We start from the raw sequence: 22,838 nt of genomic DNA on the forward strand, positions 1-22,838 counted from the left end.
GCGAGGTCGGGTAGGTTCTCGTGAGTGATTGTCCTTCTGCCCGGTGTGGCGCTCACCGACCACGTGTTCACCGTCCCCCTTGACCACGCCGATCCGGACGGTGCGACGATCGAGGTCTTCGCCAGGGAGGCGGTGGACCCGGCCAGACAGGGCGAGGACGTGCCGTGGCTGGTCTTCCTGCAGGGCGGCCCGGGGGGAAAGTCGCCGAGGCCGACCGAGGCCGACGGCTGGCTGGGACACGCGCTGAAGACCCACCGGGTGCTCCTGCTCGATCAGCGGGGGACCGGTCGCAGCACCCCCCTCACCGCCAAGACGGTGACCGGCACGGACGCCGAGCGCGCCGCCCACCTCAAGCACTTCCGCGCCGACTCGATCGTGGCCGACGCCGAGCTGATCCGGCGTGAGCTCTGCGGCGACCGCCCGTGGGAGACCCTCGGGCAGAGCTACGGCGGGTTCATCACGCTGACCTACCTCTCCCGGGCTCCCGAGGGGCTCAAGGCCTGCTACGTGACCGGAGGCCTGGCGGGGCTCGAGGCCACCGCCGCCGACGTCTACTCCCGCACCTATCCCCGGGTCCGGGCCAAGGTGGACCGCTACTTCGCCCGCCACCCCGCGGACGCGGGACGCCTGAAGGAGATCGCCGACCACCTGCGCCGCGAGAAGGTCCTGCTTCCGGACGGCGACCTGCTGACCGTGCGCCGCCTGCAGAGCATGGGCATGTGCCTGGGGATGAGCGACGGCGCCGGATACCTGCACTGGGTGCTCGACGAGGCGTGGACCGGTGGGAAGCTCTCCGACCTGTTCCTGTACGAGGTCATGATGGCCACCGGCTTCGTCGGCAACCCCCTTTATGCGGTCCTGCACGAGTCGATCTACGCCCAGGGCGCCGCCACCGAGTGGGCCGCGCACCGGTTGCTGCCGGAGGAGTTCCGCGAGGACGTCGAGCCGCTGCTGCCCACCGGAGAGATGATCTACCCCTGGATGTTCGACGAGATCGCGGCTCTACGCCCCTTCAGGGGCGCCGCCGAGATCATCGCCGCCGACTCCGACTGGCCCGACCTCTACGATCCGGTACGGCTGGCCGCCAACCGGGTCCCGGTGGCCGCCGCCGTCTACTACGACGACATGTACGTCGACGAGGGCCTGTCCATGGAGACCGCCCGCAGGGTCGGCAACGTGCGCGCCTGGGTGACCAACGAGTGGGAACACGACGGCGTCCGCGTCTCCGACGGCAAGGTCCTCGCCCGCCTGATGGACATGATCAACGGCGTCCACGGCTGAACGCCCGCGCCCCTTCGGGGGCTGGGAAGGCGAGACGCGGAGCCGCTCTTGCGCGTGACGTGATGGACGCCCTCCGCATCCCCTCGGGGATCGGGAGGACGCCGACCTCCCCTCGGGGACTCTGGGGGAGGCGCGGATGTGCCTCACGGGTGGCGTGGTACGGCATGCCGCACCGCGCCACCCGCGGGTTCCGGTGGGGAAAATCGTCCCGTCGACCGGCCGGCGGGGTCTTTCTCAGGTGGGCGGTGCCTCGATCAGCGGCAGCCGTACCTGGAAGCGGGTGTTCCCCGGTTCGGACTCCACCCGCAGGTCGCCGCCGTGACGGCCGGCGATGATGCGGAAGGAGATGTCCAGGCCCAGACCCGTGCCCTCGCCGACCGACTTGGTGGTGAAGAACGGCTCGAAGATCCGCTCGCGCAGGTTCTCGGGCACGCCGGGGCCGGTGTCGCCGATCTCGATCAGCGCGACCGTGTCGTGTTCGACGGCCGTGCGCACGGTGAGCCTGCCGGTGCCGGCCATCGCGTCCAGGGCGTTGTGGATCAGGTTCGTCCACACCTGGTTGAGCTCTCCGGCGTAGGCGGGGAGCGGCGGCAGATCGGGGTCGTAGTCCGTGGCCACGCTGATCCCCGGCGGGATCTTGCCCCGGAACATGGTGAGCGTGCTGTCCAGGAGCTCTCGCACGTCCACCGTCTGGTACGGCGTGCGGTCCATCTGGGAGTACTGCTTGGCGGAGGCGATCAGCGAGGAGATCCGCTCGGTCGCGTCGGTCACCTCGTTCAGCATCTGGGAGATCTCGGTGGCCTGGGAGATCCAGTGCACCGCGCCGTCAAGGAACTCATCCCCGACCAGGGCGCGGATCTGCTCCAGGGTGTCGACGCCGAACCTCGCGCTCACCAGCGGCGACGCGATCTCCCAGGCGTCCTCCACCCCGGCCTCCTCCAGCGCGTCGGACAGCTCGTCCTCGGCGTCGGAGATCTCCAGCGGGGACCGGCTGGAGGTGTCGGAGGCGCTCTCCGCGCACTTCTCCTGGATGTCGATCAGCGTGCGCAGCCGTTCGGGGTCGATGCCCGCCCCGATCAGCCCGGCCAGCCGCCTTCGCGACGTCTTCACCTTGTCGCGCAGCTCGCCCACCGCTCGCACGGCCGCCGCCGCCGGGTTGTTGAGCTCGTGGGTGAGCCCGGCGGTGATCGTGCCGAGCGCGGTCAGCCGCTGCCGCCGGTCGACGAGCTCGCGCTGTGCCATCCCGCCGATGCGCGCCCCGTCGAGCAGGTGCACCGCCATCGGGAACCACTCGTTGAGGATCTGGCCGTACCTCTCGGCCGGAAGCACGAAGAACCGGGAGGGCTTGGTCGCGTTCAGCGAGTGAGGGTAGGTCTGCGGGGCGCGGTCGCCCATGTAGGCGGAGATGGCGCCGCCGTAGACCCCGGGCTGGGAGGTGGGACTCATCGGGACCGGCCCGGCGGGGGTCTCGACGAGTATCATCACCTCGCCCTCGATGAGGACGACGAAGAACTCGGCGGGGTCGCCCTGCTTCACGATCTGCTCGCCCGCGTCGAAGTCCTGCTCGGCGCCGTAGCCGGCGAGCGCCTCCAGCTTCTCGTCCTCGAGCTTCTCGAAGAGGAACAGCCCCCGGAGCAGCTCCTTGTCGACCGGGCGGCCGCCCTGGCCGATCCGGCGGCCGAAGACGCCGTCTTGTTCCGTCATGTCTTCTCCAGGTAACGGTGAACGAGTGCCACGGCCATCGCACCCTCGCCGACCGCCGAGGCGACCCGCTTGATCGAGTCGGCCCGGACGTCCCCGGCGGCGAACACGCCCGGCACGTTGGTCTCCAGATGGTACGGCTCGCGCCGGAGCGGCCAGTTGCGGGGGCGGCTCTCCGTGGCGGTCAGGTCGGGCCCGGTGAGGACGAACCCCTTGGCGTCGCGCTCGACCGTGTCACCGAGCCAGTCGGTGAAGGGCTGGGCGCCGATGAAGACGAACAGCCACTCGGCGTCCGTCGTCCGCTCGCCGTCCGGGCCCTTCAGGGTGAGCCGTTGCAGGTGCCCGTCGCCCTCCGCGCCGACCACCTGGGTCTCGGTGTGTATCTCGATGTTCGGAATCTGCGCGATCTGCTCGATCAGGTAGTGCGACATGGTCTTCTCCAGGCCGTCGCTCCTGACGATCAGGTGCACCTTGCTGGCGAACCCCGACAGGTAGACCGCGCCCTGTCCGGCCGAGTTGGCCGCGCCGACGATGTAGACCTCGCGGTCGCGGCATTCGGCCGCCTCGATCATGGCGGCTCCGTAGTAGCAGCCGCTGCCCATGAAGTCGTCGAGGCCCGGGGCGTTCAGCCGCCGGTAGGAGACGCCGGTGGCCAGGATGACGGTGTGCGCGGCGATGCTGCCGCCGTCGGCGAAGCCGACCACCTTCGTCTGACCCTTGACCTCCAGGCTGGTGACCTTGCGGGCGGTGAGCAGCTCCGCGCCGAACTTCAGAGCCTGACGACGGGCGCGGTCGGCGAGCTGGGAGCCGGAGACGCCGTCGGGGAAGCCCAGGTAGTTCTCGATGCGGGAGCTCTGACCGGCCTGCCCGCCCGAGGCGTGCTGCTCGACCATCACCGTGCTCAGGCCCTCGGAGGCGCCGTAGACCGCCGCGCCCAGTCCGCCGGGGCCGCCACCGATGACGATCAGGTCGTAGAAGTCGGTGGCCGGAGCGGTGGACAGGCCGACGGCCTCGGCCAGCTCGGAGGTGCTCGGCGCGATGAGCTTCCTGCCCTCCGCGGTGATGACCAGCGGCAGCTTGGACGGGCTGATGTTGCTCGCCTCACCGGCCGCGGCGAGCAGCTCGCCGCCCTCGGGAGTGTCGGCCAGCAGCCACCGGTAGGGCACCTGGTTACGGGCCAGGAAGTCGCGGACCTTGTAGGACCGCGACGACCAGCGCGCTCCCACCACCCGCAGCTCGTCGGTCTCACGCCGGTCCGTGCGCTGCCAGGCGTCGAGCTGGGCGTCCAGCACGGGGTAGAACTTCTCCTCCGGCGGGTCCCACGGCTTCAGCAGGTAGTGGTCGAGGTCCACCACGTTGATCGCCTGGATCGCGGCCTCGGTGTCGGCGTAGGCGGTGAGCAACACGCGGCGGGCGTATGGATACAGGTCCATGGCCTGCTCCAGGAACTCCACGCCGTTCATCTGCGGCATGCGGTAATCGGCGAGGAACGCCGCGACGTCGTCGCCTCTCAGCCGCAGGTCACGGACGCTCTGGATTCCCTCGGCCGCGGTGTCGGCCCGGACGATGCGATAGGACTGGCCGTAGCGGCGCCGTAGGTCACGTGCCACGGAACGCGAGACGCCCGGATCGTCGTCGATCGTCATGATGACCGGCTTATCCATATGCTGTCTCCCCCAAAATGCGACAGTCTCCTTGAAAGAATGTCATATCTATTTTCCAGCAATCCTGCCATCAGTAGGTGAGCGGCTGGTTAAGATCTGGCCCCCCGACGGCGCGGAGCAGGGCGGCCGGGCGGCCGTGACCGGCGCGCAGGCGCTTGAGCTCGGGGTCGCCGGCCCAGATCTCGCGCAGGGAGTCGTGCCCGATCCGGTCGGCGATGATCTCCATGGCGATGTCGTTCCTGATGTATTCCGCCGCCATCAGGACCACGGCCGGGTCCTCGGTGTAGACGCCCCAGGCGGAGTCGTCCACGAACCCGCCGATCAGGGTCTCCCGCCGGTCGCCGACGATGACCAGGAGACGGTAGCCCAGGTGTTCCAGGGCCACGGCGGGAGGAGGGAACCGGTGCTCGTAAAGGTGCCCGACCGGGTCCGGGGCGGGTCCGAAGTGCATCACCGAGGTGTCGACCCCGCGCTCGACCGCCAGTTTGGTCAGGGGGGACAGCCGCTCCATCTCCTGGGGCCAGATCGACAGGAACAGGTCGGTGTGCGATCCGGCCACCACATCCTCGGCCCGGGTGAGCAGGGCCCTGGCGTCCTTGAGGTTGTGGGTCAGGTGAGCTTCGGGGGGTGCCATGATCCTCGGCAGCGAGGACTCCAGGGACTCGATCGAGTCGTCGAACTCCCGGCGCATGCGCTCCAGCAGAGACCGGGGCGGCAGCGGCAGGTAGTCGGTGGCGTCGTCGGAACCCCGTAGTTCGTAGGCCGCGCCCTTGGCCACCAGCTTGCCCAGCGTCTCGTAGACCGTGCTGCGTGGCACGCCGGAACGCTTGGCGACCTCGTAGCCGTTGAGCGGCTTTCCGGCGCCGACCAGGGTGGCATAGGCCTTGGCCTCGTAACCCGACATGCCCAGGCGCTGCAACTGCTCCACCACGTCCCGCATCGCAGTTATGGTACGGCTCTCGGTGGCTTTTTAGTGCCGTCCTAAAGCACCTGATTTAACTTCATTTGCGCCATCTCACGCCATGGGCCGTGAACATGCCATCGGAGCTGGTGAGGAGCTTCCGGTCGCCCGGCCGGAAATCGTTTCCCGTTATGGACGTTTCCGTCGAGCCGGTCGAGCCGGCCGTCGCTCACCTTGCCGGAGGGAAACGGGAAACCGCTTTCTCAGGGACGTGAAGGGTTACCGCGGCCGGGTGAACCGATCATGGGAAACGTTTTCCGATTTTCACAGAAACCGAATCGGATTCGCTAATCAAGATCTTGGGTGGCCGGAACGCGGAAGGCCGCGAACACCCCCGGCAGGGTGTTCGCGGCCTCGTGCAGAGCCTCGCCGTAAGTGTCGGGATCAGACCTGGCCGGCCGCCGCCAGGGCGGTGCAGCAGGTGTTCACGATGAGACGGGTCACCTGGTAGGGGTCCACGTTGGCGTTCGGGCGACGGTCCTCGATGTAGCCCTTCTTCTCGACCCCGACCTGCCACGGGATGCGGACCGAGGCGCCGCGGTCGGAGATGCCGTAGCTGAACTCGCTCCAGGGGGCGGTCTCGTGCTGGCCGGTGAGGCGGTCCTCGATGCCGGCGCCGTAGTATTTGACGTGCTCGGCGGCGTTGGCGGCCAGGGCCTCGCAGGCGGTGATGATCGGGTCGTAGCCCTCGCGCATCGCCTTGGTGGAGAAGTTGGTGTGCGCACCGGCGCCGTTCCAGTCGCCCTTCACCGGCTTGGCGTCAAGCGTGGCGGCGACGTTGTAGTCCTCGGCGATGCGGTAGAGCAGCCAGCGAGCGATCCACATGTGGTCGGAGGCCTCCAGGGGGCCCGCCGGGCCGATCTGGAACTCCCACTGGCCGGGCATGACCTCGGCGTTGATGCCGGAGATCGCCAGGCCCGCGGCCATGCAGTAGTCGAGGTGCTTCTCGACGATCTCGCGGCCGAAGACCTCGTCGGCGCCGACGCCGCAGTAGTAACCACCCTGCGGGGCGGGGAAGCCGCCGAGCGGGAAGCCGAGCGGGCGGCCCTCCTTGAAGAAGGTGTATTCCTGCTCGATGCCGAACCACGACTCCTGGTCGGCGAACTTCTCGGCGACCTCGACGAGGGCGGCGCGGGTGTTGCTGGCGTGCGGCGTCATGTCGATGTCGAGAACCTCGCACAGCACCAGCACGTTGCTACCGCCGCGGATCGGGTCCGGGCAGGTGAAAACGGGCTTGAGCACGCGGTCTGACGAGGAGCCGTCGGCCTGGTTGGTGCTGGACCCGTCGAAGCCCCAGATCGGGAGCTCGGCACCATCGGCCAGAACCCTGGTCTTCGAACGAAGCTTGGCGGTCGGCTTGGTGCCGTCGATCCAGATGTATTCGGCCTTGAAGCTCATCGGCGGATTCCTTGAGAGGGAGGGGCTGCTGCCCATCAAGAATCGCAAGTCGCGATTTCGCGACTGTTGCCCGTATGTGAACAGGATGTTACCCCGGGTCGTTTGGGCAGGCAGATGCCTTGTGAAAATAATGCACACTGCTGTTTCTGGGCTGTGAACTGGTTGTTTGCGGAGCAGAAGCAGTGAATCGGTCGTTTGCGGAGCGGAAGGGGACGGTCATCCCGGCTGGGACGTCCGTTCCCTCCGCGGCGTCAGTCGTACGAGATGCCGAAGACGCGGGCGGAGGCCGATTCCTGGGCGAGACGGCGCATCACGTCGAGGACCCTGCCGTACACCACGGTGCCGATCACCAGGGCTTCGACCGCCGCCTCGCGCGGGCCGTCGATCGGGATGCTGTTGATCTCATGTTCGGTGACGAGGCCGATGGCGACCTCGGCGTAGGGGCGCAGGGCCTCGCCCGTGGCGGGCATGCCGAGCCGGCGGAGAGTGAGGATGGCCTGGGCGAGCTCGTCCCGGGTGGGGGCGTCGGGATCGACCTGCCAGCCGAGATCGCCGATCAGGCCGTCGGCCTCGGCGCGGGCGCGGGTCCATTCCTCGTCGGCCGTGTGGAGTTCGACCACGGGGGCGAGGGCGTAGTGGGCGGTGCCCAGCACGTGGTGCATGCTCAGGTTCTCGTCGTCCACGGCGGCGAGCACCTTGCGGATGGACGCGATGGGCAGCCGGCCGACCTCCAGCAGGGCGCGGATCAGCCGCAGCCGCCGCACGTGGCGCTCGCCGTACTCCGCCCTGGTGGCCGAGGTCTGCTCCCCGCCGGGGAGCAGACCTTCGCGCAGGTAGTACTTGATCGTGGGGATGGGCACGCGTGATGCGGTGCTGAGCTGGGATATCCGCATCATTGGATAGTACAGCTAGCCAAATGCTAGGGGAGTCGTGCCACGGCTCCGAGGATGCCCGGCCGGGTGAAGTCGATCGGGACGTCCTCGTCGAACTCCGGGCGCCAGGCCTCGACCGGGACGATCCCCGGGGGCAGCACGTCGAGCCCCTCCAGGTAGGCGGCGATCTGGTCGGGACTGCGCGAGGTGATCGATCCGGTGGCGGTGGAGACGTAGACCTCCTGCGCCTTCTCCTGCGTCTCCTGGCCGGAGTAGCCGGCGAAGCCGTGGGACAGGACCAGGTAGCTGCCGGGCGAGAGCGCCTCGCGCACCGAGGTGACGATGGCGTCGGCGTCGGCGTCCTCGGGGACGAAGTGCAGCATCGCCAGCAGGATCAGGGCCACCGGCCGGTCGAAGTCGATGGTCGCCCGCACCTCGGGGTGGTCGAGCAGGGCCTTCGGCTCGCGCATGTCCGCCTGGATCACGGTGGTGCGGGGATTGTCGGCCAGCAGGGCCCGGCCGTGGGCCAGGACGATGGGGTCGTTGTCCACGTAGGTGACCTGGGCGTCGGGGATGATCCGATGCACGACCTGGTGGACGTTCTCCTGGGTGGGCAGGCCCGAGCCGATGTCGAGGAACTGGCGTATCCCCTGGCCGGCGAGCTCGGTCACCGCCCTGCGGAGGAAGGCGCGGTTGGCCTGGGCGATCATCCGCATACCCGGAACGACCTCGATGAACTTCTCGGCCGCCTCGCGGTCGGAGGCGAAGTTGTCCTTGCCTCCGAGGTAGTAGTCGTACATGCGGGCCACGCTCGGCACCGTGGGATCGACTCCCTGGGGCAGCTGCTCCTCGGGCACGGTGCTCTCCTTATGTCCGCTTGATCAGACTTAGTGGAGATGCTAGGGGATCATCGGCCCATGATGATCCCGACTCAGGTCTCACTTCGGAGTGAGGGGCGGACGTCGATGACCGTCATGCCGGCGGCCAGCGCGGAGTTCACTCCCTCGTCGGTGTCCTCGTAGGCGACGCAGGAGTGCGGGTCGACGTCCAGGAGCCGGGCGGCGAGCAGGTAGACGTCCGGGGCGGGCTTGCCGTGCCGCACGTCGTCCCTCGTCACCACGGCGTCGAAGAGCGGGAGAAGGCCGGTGACGCGTAGGGTCTCCTCCACCGCCTGGCGGGCCCCTCCCGAGGCCACCGCCATCGGCACCCGGCCCCGGTGGGCCTCGGCGATCGCGCTGACCTGACGGTGCGGGGTGACGGTGTGGATCAGCCACTGGTAGGCGTCCAGCGCCGCCGCCCGGACCGCCGGGTAGTCCAGCTCCGCGCCGGTCTCGGTCTCCAGCTCGGCCAGCAGGCGGTCGCCGGACAGGCCGGTGCGGGCGCGGTACCAGGCCGGATCGAGCTCGATCTCCCAGCCGGCCAGCGCCGTCCGCCAGGCGTTCTCGTTGGCGGAGAGGGTGTCGGCGAGGGTGCCGTCGCAATCGAAGACGAGCGCGGTGTACGGCATGACGGGCTGAAGTCGCTGATCGAGCATGGTCGCCTAACGCGTGACGATGAATCGGGCCAACCCTACCGCGCACCTTAACGAGCAAGCGCTTGACCAAATAAAAGGATGATCCCCGGTGCCTTGACGCCGGGCGGAGTTAATAATAATTTTCACCCAATCGCTTAACGGTGAAAGGAATGCCTGTGGCAGCAGGAGCCCTCGGGCGGATCCAGACCGAGACGCCCTCCCTGCCGGAGGCACTGCGCCGGGTCGGCGAGGCCATCCTGGCCGACCCGGCGGAGGCGGCCCGATCCACGATCATCACGCTCGCCGAGCGGAGCGGCAGCTCGCCCGCCACGGTCACCCGTTTCTGCCGGGTGTTCGGCTTCGCCGGGTACGCCGGGCTGCGGGTCGCGCTGGCGACCGAGAACGGGCGCGCCGCGCAGGCCAACTGGGACGCGGGGGTGGGCCACGAGATCGGCCCGACCGATCCGCTCGACGTGGCGATCGGCGTGATGGCCGCCGCCGACTCCCGGCTCATCCAGGAGACCGCGGCCCAGCTCGACGCGGAAACCGTCGCCAAGGTCGCCGACGCGATGGTCGCGGCGCGGCGGGTCCTGATCTTCGGGGTCTCCACCAGCGGGGCGGTGGCCTCCATGATGGGCGGACGGCTCCGCCGGATCCGGGTTCCCTGCTGGAGCCACGCCGACGCGCACGAGGCGCTCGCCGACGCCGCGCTGCTCGCCGAGGGCGACGTCGCGATCGGGATCTCCCACCAGGGGCGCACCCGGGAGGTCCTGGAGTCGCTCGCCGAGGCCGGAGACCGGGGCGCGCTGACCGTCGCGGTGACCTCCTTCGCCCGGTCCTCGCTGGCCGAGCTGGCCGACCTGGTGCTGACCACCGCCAGTCGCGAGACCACCTTCCGACTGGGCGGCCTGGCGGCCGTCCACTCCCAGCTCTTCGTCCTCGACACCGTCTACGTCGCGGTCGCGCAACGCACCTACGAGCAGACCAACGAGGCGTTCGAGTTGACGATCCGGGCACTGGAGAGCCACCGCGTGGAGAGGAGCTGATCGTGGACATCGGAGCCGGCGACTACGTTCATGAAGTGAAGGCCCTGATGGACGAGGTCGTCCAGACGCAGGGGACCGCGGTCAAGAAGGCGGCCGCGTTGATGATCGGATCGCTGCGGGACGGCGGGGTGATCCAGGCCTTCGGCTCGGGGCACTCCGAGGCGATCGCGATGGAGATCGCCGGGCGCGCGGGCGGACTGGTCCCCAGCAACCGGCTCGCGCTGCGCGACGTCGTCCTGTACGGCGGGGCGCCGGTGAGCGTCCTCGGAAACGGGGCCGAGCTGGAGCGCGACCCCACGATCGCCCAGAAGATCTACGACCTGGCCCCCGTCCAGCCACGGGACGTGTTCGTGCTGATCTCCAGCTCGGGGGTGAACGGCTCGGTGGTGGAGCTGGCCTCCATCGTCAAGGAGAAGGGGCACGACCTGATCGCCCTGACCTCCGTCCAGCACAGCACCGCGATGACCTCCCGCCACCCCTCGGGCCGCAAGCTGTTCGACCTCGCCGACGTCGTGCTCGACAACGGCGCCCCGTACGGCGACGCGGTCCTCCCGCTCCCGGACGGCGGCGTGTTCGGCGCGGTCTCCACGATCACCTCGGCGCTGCTGGCGCAGATGGTCGTGGCCGAGGTGGTGCGCGGCCTGATCGAGGAGGGTCAGGAACCGCCGATCTACCGGTCCGCCAACGTGATCGGCGGCGACGAGCACAACCGGGCTTTCGAGAGCCGCTATGCCGGAAGGATCCGGCGAGGTGCCTAACCACCCCTCCAGGAGGAAGCATGACCCAGTTATCCAGGCGTGAGCTCCTGCGCAGCGCGGTCCTGGCCGGGATCGCCCTGCCTGTCCTGTCCTCGTGCGCCAGTCCAGTAAGCAACAGCGGCGGTGCCTCCTCGGCTCCCGCCGCCGGTGCCACCAGCGCGGCCAACCCGCTCGGGTTCGCCACGGACAAACCCCTGGAGATCTGGGTCTTCGACGGTGGCTTCGGCGACGGTTACGCCAAGGACATCCACGAGCCGCTGATCAAGGCGAAGCACCCCACGCTGGAGATCAAGCACAACGCGACGAAGGAGGTCGCCAAGACCCTCCAGCCGCGCTTCGCCGGCGGCAACCCGCCGGAGTTCATCAACAACTCGGGCGCCAACGCGATGGACTTCGGGGCACTGGTCCAGGACGGTCAGCTCGCCGACCTCACGCCCCTGTACGACGCGCCGAGCTGGGACGACCCCGCCGTCAAGGTGCGCGACACGATCGACCCCGCAGCCATCGCGTTCGGCACCTACGACGGCAAGCCGTACGTCCTCAACTACGCCAACACCGTCTGGGGCATCTGGTACTCGCAGAAGCTCTTCGACGACGAGGGCTGGCAGGTCCCCAAGACCTGGGCCGAGTTCACGGCCCTGTGCGAGACCATCAAGAAGGCGGGCAAGACGGCGCCGTTCACCTACGCGGGCAAGCACCCGTTCTACATCTACGAGGCCATCCTGACGCTCGCCGCGAAGATCGGCGGCAAGGACGTGCTGAAGAACATCGACAACCTGGAAGACGGCGCCTGGAAGGCCGAGCCGGTCAAGCAGGCCGCGACGGCCTTCGCCGAGCTCGGCGCCAAATACCTGCTCCAGGGCACCGCGGGCCTCGACCACATCCAGACGCAGACCGCGCAGAACAAGGGCGAGGTCGCCATGCTGCCCTGCGGCTCCTGGCTGGAGAACGAGCAGAAGGACTCCACCCCGGCCGACTTCGGCTACGCGGTGTTCCCCCTGCCGGACTTCGGCCCCTCCGACGCACTGCCGTACGGCACCATGCACATCCAGCCGGGCGAGGAGTACGTCGTGCCGGCCAAGTCGGCCAACCCCCGGGCGGGGCTGGAGTACATGCGGGCGATGCTCTCCAAGGAGGGCGCCGGCAAGTTCATGGAGCTGGTCTCCACGCTCACCGTCGTCAAGGGCGCCGGGGAGGGCCAGACGCTCAAGCCGGGCCTGAAGAGCGCCTCGACCGCCCTGACCGCGGCGGGCGACAACGCCGTCTGGTTCCTGTTCCGCAAGTGGTACGTCGACATGCACGACGAGGTGGCCGCCGCGTCCGGGCAGCTGATGAGCGGCAAGCTGACCGTCGACGAGTGGACGGACCGCGCGCAGAAGAAGGCCGACTCGATCAAGAGCGACTCCTCGGTGAAGAAGTTCACGAGGTGACGGCGGCGCGTCGTGCGTACGGGAGGTTCATGAGGCGACGACGATGCACCACGCGTACCGAGGTTCATGTGGTGACGGCGACGCATGACGCGTACCGGGGAGGTCCAGGCGGTGACGGCGAGCGGGAGGTTCACGAGGTGACGGCGACGTGCCGCGCGGGCGGATCGGACGAGGAACGGTAACCCACCGATGAACTACGGCAGGATGCGGTTCGTCACCGGGTTCCTCGCGATCCCGGTGGCGCTCTACGTGATCTACGTGATCGCCCCCTACGCGCAGGCCTTCTACATCGCGTTCACCGACTGGCGCGGGGTGAGCGCCAGTCCGCGGTTCGTGGGTACGGAGAACTTCCGGAGGCTCGCCGGCGACGGGATCTTCTGGCAGGCCGTCGGTCACAACCTGCTCCTGCTGATCCTGATGCCGCTGCTCACCCTCGTGATCGCACTCTTCTTCGCCTTCCTGCTCAACGCGGGCGGGCGGGGCGGCACCGGGGGCATCTGGGGGTCGAAGTTCTACCGGGTGGTGTTCTTCTTCCCCCAGGTGCTGGCCATCGCGGTGGTCGCCGTCCTGTTCCAGCAGGTGTTCAGGCCCGACAAGAGCGGCATGCTCAACGCGCCGCTGATCGCCCTCGGGCTTGAGCCGGTCGGCTTCCTGTCCGACACCGACGTCGCGTTCTGGTCGATTCTCGGCGTGCTGGTCTGGCAGGCGGTCGGGTTCTACGTGGTGCTCTTCTCGGCGGGCATCGCCTCCATCCCGCGTGACATGTTCGAGGCGGCGGCGATCGACGGGGCCGGGGGAGCGCAGCTGTTCTTCCGGATCACGCTGCCCCTGCTCTGGGACACCATCCAGGTCGGCTGGGTCTATCTCGGCATCGCCGCGCTGGACGTCTTCGCCGTCGTGTGGGTGATGACGGCGGAGCAGGGCGGTCCCGACCACTCCACGACGGTGATGGCGGCGGAGATCTACCGCAACGCCTTCCAGTACTTCAAGTTCGGCTACGCCTCCGCGATGGGCGTGGTGCTGTTCTTCTTCACCATCGGGTTCGCGGCGCTGGCCCTGCGCCTGTCGCGGCGTGAACGAATCGAGTTCTAGTGGCAGAGGCGGCGATTTCCCGGAGCCGGGCACATGTCCGTGAGGAGCGCAGAAAGCGGCTGGGACCGCTGTCGGTCCTGACCCACCTCGCGCTGCTGATCTGGACGGTCCTGGTGGCGGTGCCGATCGTGTGGACCTTCCTCGCGTCGGTGAAGAGCGAGGACGAGATCTTCGGCAACGCCTGGTCGCTGCCGGCCTCCCTCCGCTTCGACAACTGGGCCCGCGCCTGGGAGCAGGCGCACATCGGCCAGTACATGGTGAACAGCGTCATCGTCGTGGCCTTCAGCACGTTCGGCACGATGCTGTTCGGCTCCATGGCCGCATACGTGCTGGCCCGCTACAGGTTCCGCGGTAATCGCGCGATCTATCTGCTGTTCGTCTCCGGCCTGGCCTTTCCCGTCTACCTGGCGCTGACCCCGCTGTTCTTCGTCGTGCAGAACATGGGGACGATCCCGCTGATCGGCCAGTTCATCGGCCTGAACACGCGCGGTGGGCTGATCCTGGTCTACATCGCCTACTCGCTGCCCTTCACCGTCTTCTTCCTGGCGGCGTTCTTCAGGACGCTGCCGGGGGCGGTGGCCGAGGCGGCCTTCGTGGACGGGGCCTCGCACGCGCGGGTGTTCTTCCAGATCATGCTGCCGATGGCCAAGCCGGGCATCGTCAGCGTGACCATCTTCAACGTGCTCGGCCAGTGGAACCAGTACCAGCTCCCGCTCGTCCTGCTGACCTCCGACAGGGAGAAATGGGTGCTCACCCAGGGCATCGCCGACATCTCCACCGCCGCGGGCTACGACGCCGACTGGTCGGCCCTGTTCGCCGCGCTCAGCATGGCCATCCTTCCGATGCTGATCGTTTACACGCTCTTCCAGAGTCAGATCCAGAAGGGCCTGACCGCGGGGGCGCTCAAGTAGTCCCGATCTTCTTAAGAGTCGTTTAAGGAGATCATCGTTGGTGGTTAAGGGGGAATGGGTTGACCGATGAGGCGTATTGGCGGTTAGGTTAGTTAGGAAAGCTTCCTAACGAGCGGGCGGATTCCTCGCCTCCGGTCGTTCCTCCACACCCCTTAATGGAGAGACACGTGCCCATCTCGTCAGATCCCCGCACCAGCCGCCGCGCCCTGCGTCTCCTCGCCTCCGCCGCGGCCGTCGTCCCGGTCCTGACCTCCCTCGCCGGTGCCGGACACGCGGCCACGCAGCCGCTCTCGCCGGCCGCGAGGGTGTCGTCGGTGTCCGCGGCCGCCGCGGTCGATCTCACCGACCCGCGCAAGAAGGACATCGCGATGCAGCTGGTGTCCAGCGCGGAGAACTCCACCCTCGACTGGAAGGCGCAGTACAAGTACATCGAGGACATCGGCGACGGCCGCGGCTACACCGCCGGGATCATCGGCTTCTGCTCCGGTACGGGCGACATGCTCGACCTCGTCGAGCTCTACGCCGCGCGCAAGCCCGGAAACGTGCTCGCCAAGTATCTGCCCGCCCTGCGCAAGGTCGACGGCACCGACTCGCACACCGGCCTGGGCTCGAACTACACCAAGGACTGGGCCACCGCCGCCAAGGACACGGTCTTCCAGCAGGCGCAGAACGACGAGCGCGACCGGGTCTACTTCAACCCGGCGGTCACGCAGGCCAAGCAGGACGGCCTGCGCGCCCTCGGGCAGTTCGCCTACTACGACGCCATCGTCATGCACGGCGGCGGGAACGACCCGCAGAGCTTCGGCGCGATCCGCAAGAACGCCCTGAAGAAGGCCAAGCCGCCGGCGCAGGGCGGCGACGAGGTGAAGTACCTGAACGCGTTCCTCGACGCGCGCAAGGTCGCGATGAGGGCCGAGGAGGCCCACGAGGACACCAGCCGGGTCGACACCGCGCAGCGGGTCTTCCTCAACAACGGCAACCTCGACCTGAACACCCCGCTGTCCTGGAAGGTCTACGGAGACCCCTTCAAGATCAGCTAGTTGAGCTCCCCCGGCGAGCGGGCCGAGCCTCGCTCGCCGGGATGTTTCTGAGGGCCTCGCGGCGGCTCAGGCCGGTGATGCCCATGTGGTCGACGTAGTGGACGACCTCGCCGGGGTTCGTCTTGGCGTATTCGCGCAGGGCCCAGCCGATCGCCTTGCGGGCGAAGAAGTCGTTGTCTGACAGGCTCGGCTCGATGCAGGCGTAGAGCAGACCGGTGTCGGTGGCGGCCTTGAACCTGTTCTGGGACAGGATGGCCGTGCGGCGCTTCCAGAGGTCGTCGCCGTGGGCCCAGTCCAGCATGAGCGAGCGCATGGTGTCGGGGAAGGCGGCCAGAAGGCCGCCGACGCGGTGAACGGCGAGATCGTCGACGTAATCCCACCAGGCTCCGCTGACGATCATCTCTTCGTACATCGGAAGCGCGTAGAGCGTCTGGAAACCCCGGTACGGCCGGAAGCCGGTCAGCTCGATCGCCGCATAGCGCTCCTCGCGGTATTCGGCCTCCCGCCACAGGGTCAGGGTCGCCTTGCGCCATTCGGGCGCCGTCTCGATGGGGTGCTCGAGGAAGGCCCTCTTCAGTGCGGCGCGGCGCGGCATGGCCTGTGCCCCGAGGAACGGCATCTCGGACTTCATGTAGGCCTGCATGGCCTGTGCCTTGGCGGGATCGGCGGCGTCGGCGAGTGCCATTCGCACAGCCTTCTGGAGAGGCGTCATCCGCGGTGGCTGCTCCGCTCGCCGGTCGCCACGCCGTCGAACAGGACCGTGATGTAGTGCTCGGCGAGGCCGGCGGTGTTGAGGCGGCCACCCGGGCGGAACCAGCGCACCGCCACCCAGATGGTGTCGCGGATCATGCGGTAGGTGAGCTTGGGGTCGACGTCGGCGCGGAGCTGGCCGGCGGTCTGGCCGAGCTTGATCTGCTCGACCCACATGCGCTCGACCTCGTCCTCGGCCCGGACCAGATAGTCGAAGCGGTCGCCGGGCAGGGAGCGCAGGTAACTCCAGTCGTTCTGCATGACCGTGATCGCCGCGCGGTGTGGTTCGAGCGTGCTGAACCCGATGCGCACCATTTCTGAAAGAATCGTGCGGGGGTCGCCGTCCTGCTCCAGAGCGACGCGGTAGCGGCCGACAAGGTCGTCGAGGAAGGTGGTCAGCACCTCGTCGACGATCGTCTCCTTGGAGTCGAAGTGGTGGTACAGGCTTCCGGACAGGATGCCGGCCTCCTCCGCGATCTCGCGGACGGTGGTCGCCTGGAAGCCTTTCCGGGCGAAGAGCTCGGCGGCGAGCTTGACGAGGTGGTCGCGGCGCTCTGAGGCCGGGCCGGATGAGGCCGCGCGTTTCGTCGTGCCCTGGCGCTTGACCGGGGTCGCGGTCGCGCCGGAGTTCTTTCGCGTGTTCACGTCCTCCATTATGAGCCCTTGCGCAATCGCTTGTTCACATAAACGCGCCAGCTCATCCCTGCCTTTGCCTGTAACCAAGCGCTTGCTAAGCGTGCCGCGAGGCCGGCGGCGGGGGCGGCGCGGAGCTCCTCAGCGGGAGGGCCGTCTGCCGCGGGCGGTGCGGAGGCGGTGGAGGTCGATGATCGGCTGCAGGAGCCAGAGCCAGATGGCGACCAGGGCCACCGCGCCGCTGAAGATCACAGCGGCGGTGTCGTCGATGACGACATCGACGACCAGTGCGATCGCACTGGCCATGGACACCATCAGGAAGACCAGGCCGACGAGGCCGATCCGGTTGGCCCGGCGGAGCATCGTCTCCTTCAGCGAGGTCCGGAACAGCAGGCGGTGCTGGGCCGCGGGAGCGATGAAACACACCGAGGCCAGGGCGCCGCTGAGCAGCGCGACGAAGAACAACCGGTAGCCCAGCGGGCCCACCTCGGAGAATCTCTGCTGGAACGGCAGAATGAGCAGGAAGGCGAACAGCACCTGGATTCCGGTGGTGGAGACGCGTAGTTCCTGCAGGAGTTCGATCAGCTCCCGGTCGACGCGTTCCTTCCCGCTCTCGCCGGGTTCGGATCTCTCGGGTTCGGGGTTGCGACTGTCCAATTGACTCACCCGGACCCATTTTATAGCTGTGCGCAGTTGTCAACCTCCCGCTGGATTGAGCTTTACGCGACGATCGCATGACCTGGATGGTCTTGCTTTCGCCGTGAGGGCTTGACCGGGGAGGCCGGGATCCGGGCGGGCCCGGCCCCGAGGCCTCGGCGAACGATCCGGTTCGCAACCGCGCCGCGGAAGCATCGGAAGGCCGCGGTCCCGTGTCCCCGCCCCTCGCGAGGGGCACCTGTGATCTGCAGGCGCACGGTCGAAGGCCCATGGTCAGCCCACTAGCAATTAGGAAAGTTTCCTATTAGATTTGCGCCCAAGCCTTTGGGAGCGCTTCCTCCGGAGGTGCCGAACAACATGTTGTCCGCGCGTCTTCGGCATGAGATGCCGACCGGCCGTGAGGCGGAGGAGGGTGCATGAAGCGCGGCCAAGAGCTGCTTCGTCTGGCGGAGACGGTTGTTCTCCCGGGGTTCGTGGGAAAGACACCGCCCGACTGGATCCGCCGGCGTCTGGCCGACGGAATGAGCGGTGTGGTGCTCTTCTCCAGGAACATCGCGACCCCTTCCCAGGTCGCCGACCTCACGGCGGCGCTCCGCGCGGAGAACCCGCAGGTCCTCGTCGGCATCGACGAGGAGTCCGGTGAGGTCACGCGGCTGGAGGCCGCCGCGGGAAGCACCCGGCCGGGCAGCTTCGCCCTCGGCGTGGTGGACGATCTCGAACTCACCGAGGAACTCGCCCGGGACCTCGGCCACGACCTCGCGCTGGCGGGGATCAACCTCAACTTCGCACCCTCGGCCGACGTCAACTCCAATCCGGATAACCCGGTCATCGGCCTGCGCGCCTTCGGGGCCGATGCCGACCTGGTCTCCCGGCACACCGCCGCCTGGATCAGGGGCCTGCAGTCCGCCGGCGTCGCCGCCTGCGCCAAGCACTTCCCCGGGCACGGCGACACCTCCGTCGACTCCCACCACGGCGTCCCGCTGGTCGCCGCCACCATCGAGGAACTCCACGAGGTGGCGCTGCGGCCCTTCCGCGCGGCCATCGCCGAAGGCGTGCGCATGGTCATGACCGGGCACCTTCTGGTCTCCGCCCTCGACGCCGAGATGCCCGCCACGCTCAGCCGCCCGGTGCTGCACGACCTGCTCAGGGTCGAGCTGGGTTTCGAGGGCGTCATCGTCACCGACGGCATCGAGATGGCGGCCGTGTCCGGTCCCTACGGCATCGGCGGGGCCTCGGCGCGGGCCATCGCGGCGGGCGCCGACGCGATCTGCGTGGGTGGCGAGCACGCCGAGGAGCACACCGCGATCGAGGTCCGCGACGCCCTCGTGGACGCCGTGATCGAGGGATGGCTTCCGGAGGAGCGGCTGGCCGACGCCGCCCAGAGGGTCTGCGAGCTCGCCCTCTGGAGTGCGTCCGCCGTGCACCGGCCCCCCGTGCCCGCCCGCCCCGGCGACGTCGCGATCGGTCTGACCGCGGCCCGCCGCGCCCTGCGGATCACCCGCCGCTCGGCGGACGTGGTCCTTCCCCTGCTCGCCCCTCCCCACGTGGTCGAACTGGCCCCCGAGATGAACCTCGCCATCGAGAAGAGCACCCCCTGGGGTGTCGGCGAGCCGCTCGGCAAGCTCCTGCCCGGTACCACGGTGACCCGGCTGGGCGCCTCGGCCGCCACCGGGAGCGCGATCGAGGCGGCGCTCGCGGCCGCGGCCGACCGTCCCCTGGTGATCGTCGTTCGCGACGCCCACCGGCACCCGTGGCAGACGAGCGCGCTGAGCCACCTGCTGGCCGCCCGCCCGGACGCCATCGTGGTCGAGATGGGGCTGCCGGGCCGTTCGGACCTCGGTGCGGTTCACATCGCCACCCACGGGGCCTCCCGCGTCTGCGGTCAGGCCGCCGCCGAGATCCTCGCCGGCGACACCCAGCCCTGACCTCGTCACGGTCCCCGTCCCCGTTCTTGTCTCTGTCCTCTCGTCCCTGTCTACGTTCCCCTCCCCTCCCGTTCCCCTCCCCTCCCGTTCCCCTCCCGTTCCCCTTCCGTCCCCGCCTTCGTCCCCGTCCGACCTCGACCTCACGCCCCGCCCGCCCTGCCCCGGGCTCTGCCCCGTCTCGCCCCGACCGTGCCCTGCCTCCGCCCCCGCTTCGCCTCGTCATCGAGGAGGTCGTCGCACGTCCGGGGCAGTGACGGGCGCCGTACGTCCGATTCGTCGTGACGGGATTCCGCCCAGCGGCGGATCGCATCTGGACATGACAGGTGAACAGCCGGGAAACTCTGCATGATCACGGCGAAAGGGACCTTGTCATGAGCGGGATCTGCGATGGGCGTGTAGTGATCGTTACCGGGGCCGGACGGGGCATCGGGCGGGAACACGCGCTGGAGTTCGCCCGGCAGGGAGCGAAGGTCGTGGTCAACGACCTCGGCACCGGGCGGGAGGGCTCCGGGCGGTCCGGCGGCCCCGCGCTGGAGGTGGTCGAGGAGATCCGCGACCTGGGCGGCCAGGCGGTGGCCAACAGCGACGACGTCGCCGACTGGGGTGGTGCCGCGCGACTGGTCAAAATGGTGCTGAGCGCCTACGGGCGGCTCGACGTGCTGGTGAACAATGCCGGGTTCGTCCGCGACCGGATGCTGGTCGAGATGACCGAGCAGGAGTGGGACGACGTGATCCGGGTGCACCTCAAGGGCCACTTCCTGCCGCTGCGCCACGCCGGGGCGCACTGGCGGGAGCGATCGAAGGCGGGCCAGGCCGTGGACGCGCGAGTGATCAACACCTCCTCCGGGGCCGGACTGTTCGGCGGCGTCGGCCAGGGCAACCACTCCGCGGCCATGGCGGGTATCACGGCACTCACCCAGGTGGCCGCCGCCGAGCTCGGCCACTACGGCGTCACGGTGAACGCGATCGCCCCGGCCGCGCGCACCCGGATGACCGAGGAGGCCTGCGCCGCCGTGATTCCCGGGAGCGGGTTCGACGCCATGGACCCGGCCAACGTGGCGCCGCTGGTCGCCTGGCTGGGTTCGGCCGAATCCGCCCACGTCACGGGACGGGTGTTCGAGGTCGAGGGCGGGGTCATCTCCCTCGCGGACGGCTGGCGGCACGGGCCCCGAGTCGACGGCGGAGCGCGCTGGGAGCCGGCCGAGGTCGGTGACGCGGTCGCGAAACTCCTCGTCGACGCCGCCGAGCCGGAGCCCGTCCGCGGGGCGTAGCCGCCGGAGTGCCTGCCGTGGACGGCATGGACGGCGGCGTACGGCACCGGCACGGTGAGCGTGCAGAATACTGTGGGACCATTCCATGCCATGCGCGTATACCTGGGATTAATCGCAAAACGGGCCGGTTCCGGTGTTCCGGAAGCGCTGGTGACAAAGGCCAGGAATTCCATCGGAGAAGTGTTTCCGGTGCCGGCGGATACCGTGACCTCCGCCATCTGGCGGGGGCCGGACGCGGTTCTGCTGGCCTGGTCCAACGAGGGTGACGCGCATCGGAACCCCGGATTGCTTCTTGAGGCGAACGGACACGCCGTCGGCGTGAACGGCTATCTGGCGGGCCCCGCGGACGGGGCGAGACTGCTCGCCGGAGACCGCGCGGACACGCTCGGAGGTTGCTTCGCCGCGTTCCGTGCCGGGGCCGGAGAGTTGTCCGCGATGACAACCGTCACCCGGGCCTGTCCCGTCTTCTACGCGGAGAGCGACGAGGTCCACGCCGTCGGTAGCCGGGCGCTCCAGGTCCATCTGGTCACGCGTGAGGGCGTCCGATGGAACGCGCTCGGGCTCCAGTCCATGATCCGTCAGGGCTATTTTCTGTCCGACGAGACGCCGTTCGAAGGTGTCACGGTGCTGCCACCCTCATCTGAGCTGCGGGTACGGAACGGAATCCGGGTGATCAAGACGGAGGCGCTGCCGCGGGCGGAGGCAGTACCGGGTGACGCTCGCCTGAAGCGTGCCGGAGTCGAGGCGCTCGCGGGCGCGCTGCTCGCAGCCGTCGAACCGGTGCGGAACGCGGCGGAACCGGTCAACCTGGCGCTCACCGGGGGACGGGACAGCAGGTTGATGGCGGCGCTGCTGCACGCCGCGCGGATCCCGTTCAGGGCGACCACCAACGGCCTGGACGATCACCCCGATGTGATCATCGCGCGGCAGATCGCCCGATCCCTGCGGATCGAACATACGGTGATCGCGCCGAAGCAGACCGAGAAGAAAGACGCGATCCTGGTCGATCATCCGCTGACGCGGACCCTGGAGACCTTGCGCACATGCGAAGGAATGACTTCGGCATACGAGTCGATTGTTGGTTATCTGCCGTATAGCCCGAAGCCGACGATGAATGGGCAGAGCGGGGAGATTCTGCGGGGAGGATTTCTCTACAGTCAGGGAAATCTGGCACCGAAAGCACTGACCCGGCGAGTGGACGCGTTTTTTCTCAAGGACGACGCGCTGTTCACCGACGAGGCCAACGCGCACGCGCGGGAACTGGCCGCTCCGTGGCAGGCGATGGACCAGTGCGGGGCACTCGACCACCTGTACGTCACGCACCGGGTGGGGCGCTGGCACGCGAGCGCCCGGGCGGGCTCCCTGCGCCGAGGCGATCCCGTGCAGCCGTTCCTCGACAACCGGGTGGTCCGGGTGGCGCTGGGGCTCGACCCGCTGTGGCGGCACTCGGAGGAGGTCGTTCACGACCTCATCGGCACCCTCGCCCCCAAGCTTCGCGGGCTTCCGCTCGAAGGCAGTCCCTGGCGGTTTCGCAAGGATCTCCCGCCCACCTTCGCGCAGCGTCTCCGGTCACGGATCAGGCCGGTTCCCGAGGCGGCCGCCAAGAAGGTCGGCGGCTGGAACTGGCGCACGTCACCGGGGCCGGTGCTGTCCGCCGTACTGAGAGACGGCATCGATCTGGACGTGCTGTCCGCCATCGTGCGCCCCGACGCCGTGAAGACGATGCTGGACGCTCCCGAGTTGAAACAGCCCGCCCTCGTCTGGAACCTGTACACCGTGAGCGCCATGCTCAACGGCCTCAACCTGGACGGCGAGCCGGTGGCACTCGAACCGATCCGGGTGACCGTCCCGAACGGCACGGGGTGATCGCACCTCTCGACTCCGGTGGTCACGGGCGCGGCGTTTATTGACTCGACCGTCGCGGGCGCACGCCTC

At 68.7% G+C, this 22,838-nt stretch carries 20 protein-coding genes; 10 read left to right on the plus strand and 10 right to left on the minus strand.

Annotation, left to right across the window (positions count from 1 at the left end; all coding sequences use genetic code 11):
• Positions 1 to 24 precede the first annotated feature (24 nt).
• Entirely contained in the window at positions 25 to 1,281 is a 1,257-nt protein-coding gene (locus tag DKM19_RS08125; protein ID WP_110695163.1) for an alpha/beta fold hydrolase, read from the plus strand.
• 234 nt (positions 1,282 to 1,515) lie between these two features.
• On the opposite strand, the gene DKM19_RS08130 is transcribed toward DKM19_RS08125, so the two are convergent.
• The 7 genes from DKM19_RS08130 to DKM19_RS08160 all read right to left on the minus strand — a co-directional run bounded on the left by DKM19_RS08130 (position 1,516) and on the right by DKM19_RS08160 (position 9,411).
• A complete protein-coding gene (locus tag DKM19_RS08130) occupies positions 1,516 to 2,985 on the minus strand; it encodes an ATP-binding protein (RefSeq protein WP_110695164.1) in 1,470 nt (489 codons plus the stop codon).
• Entirely contained in the window at positions 2,982 to 4,646 is a 1,665-nt protein-coding gene (locus tag DKM19_RS08135; RefSeq protein ID WP_110695165.1) for an FAD-dependent oxidoreductase, read from the minus strand. The genes DKM19_RS08130 and DKM19_RS08135 overlap by 4 nt, the downstream gene beginning before the upstream one ends.
• Before the next feature lie 70 nt (positions 4,647 to 4,716).
• Positions 4,717 to 5,586 (minus strand): TrmB family transcriptional regulator, encoded by an 870-nt coding sequence (locus tag DKM19_RS08140; protein WP_110695166.1) that lies wholly within the window; start codon positions 5,584 to 5,586, stop codon positions 4,717 to 4,719.
• Positions 5,587 to 5,991: 405 nt separating this feature from the next.
• Complete coding sequence (gene glnII / locus DKM19_RS08145) at positions 5,992 to 7,005, minus strand: glutamine synthetase (RefSeq protein WP_110695167.1); 1,014 nt, start codon at positions 7,003 to 7,005, stop codon at positions 5,992 to 5,994.
• 251 nt (positions 7,006 to 7,256) lie between these two features.
• Positions 7,257 to 7,901, minus strand: coding sequence for a MerR family transcriptional regulator (locus tag DKM19_RS08150; RefSeq protein WP_369988315.1), 645 nt, complete (start codon positions 7,899 to 7,901; stop codon positions 7,257 to 7,259).
• Positions 7,902 to 7,924: 23 nt separating this feature from the next.
• A complete protein-coding gene (locus tag DKM19_RS08155) occupies positions 7,925 to 8,734 on the minus strand; it encodes an SAM-dependent methyltransferase (RefSeq protein ID WP_110695168.1) in 810 nt (269 codons plus the stop codon).
• Positions 8,735 to 8,808: 74 nt separating this feature from the next.
• Positions 8,809 to 9,411 (minus strand): HAD family phosphatase, encoded by a 603-nt coding sequence (locus DKM19_RS08160; RefSeq protein WP_204358704.1) that lies wholly within the window; start codon positions 9,409 to 9,411, stop codon positions 8,809 to 8,811.
• A gap of 149 nt (positions 9,412 to 9,560) precedes the next feature.
• On the opposite strand from DKM19_RS08160, the gene DKM19_RS08165 reads away from it, so the two are divergent.
• The 6 genes from DKM19_RS08165 (at position 9,561) to DKM19_RS08190 (ending at position 15,667) form a co-directional block, all read left to right on the plus strand.
• Entirely contained in the window at positions 9,561 to 10,436 is an 876-nt protein-coding gene (locus tag DKM19_RS08165; RefSeq protein WP_110695169.1) for a MurR/RpiR family transcriptional regulator, read from the plus strand.
• A 2-nt stretch (positions 10,437 to 10,438) separates the two neighbouring features.
• Entirely contained in the window at positions 10,439 to 11,194 is a 756-nt protein-coding gene (locus tag DKM19_RS08170) for a sugar isomerase domain-containing protein (RefSeq protein WP_110695170.1), read from the plus strand.
• A 20-nt stretch (positions 11,195 to 11,214) separates the two neighbouring features.
• Complete coding sequence (gene ngcE, locus DKM19_RS08175; protein WP_110695171.1) at positions 11,215 to 12,624, plus strand: N-acetylglucosamine/diacetylchitobiose ABC transporter substrate-binding protein; 1,410 nt, start codon at positions 11,215 to 11,217, stop codon at positions 12,622 to 12,624.
• Positions 12,625 to 12,813: 189 nt separating this feature from the next.
• The gene (locus tag DKM19_RS08180; RefSeq protein WP_110695172.1) at positions 12,814 to 13,716 is read left to right on the plus strand and encodes a carbohydrate ABC transporter permease; all 903 of its coding nucleotides are present in this window, start codon (positions 12,814 to 12,816) and stop codon (positions 13,714 to 13,716) included.
• The gene (locus tag DKM19_RS08185) at positions 13,716 to 14,627 is read left to right on the plus strand and encodes a carbohydrate ABC transporter permease (RefSeq protein WP_110695173.1); all 912 of its coding nucleotides are present in this window, start codon (positions 13,716 to 13,718) and stop codon (positions 14,625 to 14,627) included. The genes DKM19_RS08180 and DKM19_RS08185 overlap by 1 nt, the downstream gene beginning before the upstream one ends.
• A 167-nt stretch (positions 14,628 to 14,794) precedes the next feature.
• On the plus strand, positions 14,795 to 15,667 hold the full coding sequence (locus tag DKM19_RS08190) for a chitosanase (protein WP_239514144.1): 873 nt from the start codon (positions 14,795 to 14,797) through the stop codon (positions 15,665 to 15,667).
• On the opposite strand, the gene DKM19_RS08195 is transcribed toward DKM19_RS08190, so the two are convergent.
• The 3 genes from DKM19_RS08195 to DKM19_RS08205 all read right to left on the minus strand — a co-directional run bounded on the left by DKM19_RS08195 (position 15,660) and on the right by DKM19_RS08205 (position 17,716).
• Positions 15,660 to 16,352 carry a DNA alkylation repair protein gene (locus tag DKM19_RS08195; protein WP_239514145.1) on the minus strand — a complete coding sequence of 231 codons (693 nt, stop codon included), beginning with the start codon at positions 16,350 to 16,352 and terminating at the stop codon, positions 15,660 to 15,662. The two genes, DKM19_RS08190 and DKM19_RS08195, sit on opposite strands and share 8 nt — an antisense overlap.
• Positions 16,353 to 16,375: 23 nt before the next feature.
• The gene (locus tag DKM19_RS08200; protein ID WP_110705556.1) at positions 16,376 to 17,062 is read right to left on the minus strand and encodes a TetR/AcrR family transcriptional regulator; all 687 of its coding nucleotides are present in this window, start codon (positions 17,060 to 17,062) and stop codon (positions 16,376 to 16,378) included.
• A 129-nt stretch (positions 17,063 to 17,191) separates the two neighbouring features.
• Entirely contained in the window at positions 17,192 to 17,716 is a 525-nt protein-coding gene (locus tag DKM19_RS08205) for a DUF6328 family protein (RefSeq protein WP_162641361.1), read from the minus strand.
• A 407-nt stretch (positions 17,717 to 18,123) separates the two neighbouring features.
• Between DKM19_RS08205 and DKM19_RS08210 the strand changes: the two genes are divergently transcribed.
• From DKM19_RS08210 to DKM19_RS08220, 3 genes are all read left to right on the plus strand, one after another.
• A complete protein-coding gene (locus DKM19_RS08210; RefSeq protein WP_110695177.1) occupies positions 18,124 to 19,632 on the plus strand; it encodes a glycoside hydrolase family 3 protein in 1,509 nt (502 codons plus the stop codon).
• A gap of 371 nt (positions 19,633 to 20,003) precedes the next feature.
• Positions 20,004 to 20,903: an SDR family oxidoreductase gene (locus DKM19_RS08215; protein WP_110695178.1), complete on the plus strand. Its 900-nt coding sequence runs from the start codon at positions 20,004 to 20,006 to the stop codon at positions 20,901 to 20,903.
• A 90-nt stretch (positions 20,904 to 20,993) separates the two neighbouring features.
• Positions 20,994 to 22,769, plus strand: a complete 1,776-nt coding sequence (locus DKM19_RS08220; protein WP_110695179.1) for an asparagine synthase-related protein — start codon at positions 20,994 to 20,996, stop codon at positions 22,767 to 22,769.
• The last annotated feature ends 69 nt before the right edge of the window (positions 22,770 to 22,838 follow it).

The sequence above is a fragment of the Streptosporangium sp. 'caverna' genome, from assembly GCF_003203775.1.
Lineage (GTDB): Bacteria > Actinomycetota > Actinomycetes > Streptosporangiales > Streptosporangiaceae > Streptosporangium > Streptosporangium subroseum.